Origin of the sequence: Flavobacterium sp. (assembly GCF_044368625.1) — a bacterium.
Taxonomy (GTDB): domain Bacteria; phylum Bacteroidota; class Bacteroidia; order Flavobacteriales; family Flavobacteriaceae; genus Flavobacterium.
The window spans coordinates 1-3,018 of the sequence record NZ_JBIPPD010000367.1 but is presented as its reverse complement, the minus strand read 5'-3'; the positions used below and the strand labels follow the sequence as shown (position 1 = coordinate 3,018).

Genomic DNA, 3,018 nt, shown 5'->3' with positions numbered 1-3,018 from the left:
AAACTAAGCGAAGAAATTCAAGAAGAAACAAATATAAAAAACGTGGTGGTATGTATACTAGACCAGAATATATTGTTGATGAACGTGTTGTTTGGAGAAATTTATCTTTAAATCCAAATGCAATTTATTTATTAGAATCAAATCCAGATAGAATTGATTGGAAGTTTTTATCAGAAAATCCAAATGCAATTCATTTGTTAAGGGAAAATCCAGATAAAATTAATTGGCATTTTTTATCACAGAATCCAAATGCAATTCATTTATTAGAACAAAATCCAGATAAGATTGATTGGGAGACTTTATCGCGTAATGAAAATGCAATTCATTTATTAGAACAAAATCCAGACAAAATTGATTGGTCAATGTTATCGCGTAATGAAAATGCAATTCATTTATTAGAACAAAATCCACGCAATATTGATTTTGAATGGTTATCTAGAAATCCAAATGCAATTCATTTATTAGAAAAATATCCACGCGATATTGAATGGGATGATTTATCAACAAATCCAAATGCAATTCATTTGTTAGAGCAAAATCAAGATAAAATTTATTGGGATTATTTATCAAAAAATCCAAATGCTATTGATTTATTAGAACGAAATCCAGATAAAATTAATTGGAGTTATTTATCAGAAAATCCAAATGCAATTCATTTATTAGAACAAAATCCAGATAGAATTAATTGGGGTATGTTGTCTGCAAATCCAAATGCAATGCATATGATTGTTACAGGTTACAATTATAACAAAATGAATCAAAAGAACAAGGTCCCTGCTGAAGAATTAATTTCAACAGTAATGCACCCAGAAAGAGCAAGTCGTATGGCAAAATCACATGGAATATCAATGGGTAAATACATCGATACATTTAGTAATGTTCCAGATGATTATAATTCAGATAATTATAGTCACAATGAAGAAGATAAAAAATAATTATTTTCTTAATATATATATATATATATATGCGAAAAAGCAAAAAATATATTAAGAAAAACTTTTGCAGAAAAAGAAAAACACACAAAAGACGTCTTTATAAACGCGGTGGCATGAATACTAAACCAGAATATATTATCGATAGACGTATTAGTTGGCACAATTTATCAGCAAATCCAAATCCAAATGTAATTCCTATTTTGGAAATGAATCAAGATAAAATTTATTGGAATTACTTATCAAGCAATCCAAATGCTATTGATTTATTGAAACAAAATCCAGATAAAATTCGTTGGGATGAATTATCAAAAAACCCAAATGCATTGGATATGCTTATAAAATATGATTATAATAGAATGAATCAAAAGAACAAGGAACCCGCTGAAGAATTAGTTTCAAAGGTCATGCATCCAGAAAGATTACAACGCATGGCAGATGTACATGGAATGGAAATGGATGAATATGCTGCAAATTTTGATAATGCATAAAGTGTTTATATAATACTTATTAATATTTTATTATTATATAATGCGAAAATCTAAAAGAACAGATTTAAAAAAAGAAATTTAAGGAAAACTAAACGAAGAAATTCAAGAAGAAACAAATATAACAAACGTGGTGGCATGTATAGCAAACCAGAATATATAGTTGATGAACGTGTTAATTGGAGAAATTTATCAGCAAATCCTAATGCAATTTATTTATTAGAAGCAAATCCTGATAGAATTGATTGGACAGTGTTGTCAACAAATCCAAATGCAATTCATTTATTAAGGGAAAATCCAGATAAAATCAATTGGTTTTGGTTATCTCAAAATCCAAATGCAATTCATTTGTTAAAAGAAAAACCAGATAAAATCAATTGGAGTATGTTATCGGGCAATAAAAATGCAATTCATTTATTGAAACAAAATCCATATAATATTGATTGGGAGAATTTATCAGCAAATCCAAATGCAATTCATTTGTTAGAACAAAATCCAGATAGAATTTTTTTGCCATCATTATCAGAAAATCCAAATGCTATTCATTTATTAGAAGCAAATCCTGATAGAATTGATTGGACTATGTTATCAGCAAATCCAAATGCATTTCATTTATTAGAACAAAATCCGGATAAAATTGATTGGGATCAGTTATCAAGAAATCCAAATGCAATTCATTTATTAGAAGCAAATCCTGATAGAATTGATTGGAATTATTTATCAGCAAATCCAAATGCAATTCATTTGTTAGAACAAAACCCAGATAATATTAATTGGGGTTATTTATCAAGGAATCCAAACGCAATTCATATGATTGTTAGAGGATATAATTATAACAAAATGAATCAAAAGAATAAGGTTCCTGCTGAAGAATTGGTTTCAAAAGTAATGCATCCTGAAAGATTACAACGCATGGCAGACACGCATGGAATGGAAATGGATGAATATGCTGAAAATTTTGATAACGCATAATTATTTGAAATTTATTATTTAATATTTTATTATTATATAATGCGAAAATCTAAAAGAACAGATTTAAAAAAAAGAAATTTAAGGAAAACTAAACGAAGAAATTCAAGAAGAACCGAATATAAAAAACGTGGTGGTATGTATACTAGACCAGAATATGTTGTTGATGAACGTGTTGATTGGAGAAACTTATCTACAAATCCAAATGCAATTCATTTGTTAGAGAACAATCAAGATAGAATTGATTGGGAAGAGTTATCTGCAAATCCAAATGCAATTCATTTGTTAAAGGAAAATCCAGATAAAATTAATTGGACTAATTTATCGCTGAATCCAAATGCAATTCCTTTATTAGAAGAAAACTTAGATAAAATTGACTGGGATTTTTTATCGACTAACCCAGCTGCAATCCCTTTATTAGAAAAAAATATGGGCGAAATAAACTGGGATATGTTATCGCAAAATCCAAATGCAATTATTATGTTAGAAAAATATCCTAGAAAAATTGATTGGAGTTACCTATCTCAAAACCCAAATGCAATTAATTTATTGGAAAAAAATATAAATAATATTGATTGGTCAATGTTATCAGTAAATCCAAATGCAATTCATTTGTTAGAACAAAATCA

At 27.9% G+C, this 3,018-nt stretch carries 4 protein-coding genes; all 4 read left to right on the top strand.

Annotation, left to right across the window (positions count from 1 at the left end; genetic code table 11):
• Positions 1-935: NosD domain-containing protein (locus ACIQ2X_RS16685; RefSeq protein WP_396180142.1), on the top strand; the 935-nt coding region annotated here is incomplete at its 5' end.
• Positions 936-1,048: 113 nt separating this feature from the next.
• Positions 1,049-1,423, top strand: a complete 375-nt coding sequence (locus ACIQ2X_RS16680; RefSeq protein ID WP_396180140.1) for a hypothetical protein — start codon at positions 1,049-1,051, stop codon at positions 1,421-1,423.
• 135 nt (positions 1,424-1,558) lie between these two features.
• Positions 1,559-2,392 (top strand): NosD domain-containing protein, encoded by an 834-nt coding sequence (locus ACIQ2X_RS16675; protein WP_396180138.1) that lies wholly within the window; start codon positions 1,559-1,561, stop codon positions 2,390-2,392.
• A gap of 39 nt (positions 2,393-2,431) precedes the next feature.
• The coding region (locus ACIQ2X_RS16670) for a hypothetical protein (protein ID WP_396180137.1) at positions 2,432-3,018 on the top strand (587 nt) is incomplete at its 3' end.

Bases quoted from the DNA above. Each gene is read 5' to 3' on its own strand.
- ACIQ2X_RS16680 (WP_396180140.1), top strand. From the start codon at position 1,049: ATGAATACTAAACCAGAATATATTATCGATAGACGTATTAGTTGGCAC.
- ACIQ2X_RS16675 (WP_396180138.1), top strand. From the start codon at position 1,559: ATGTATAGCAAACCAGAATATATAGTTGATGAACGTGTTAATTGGAGA.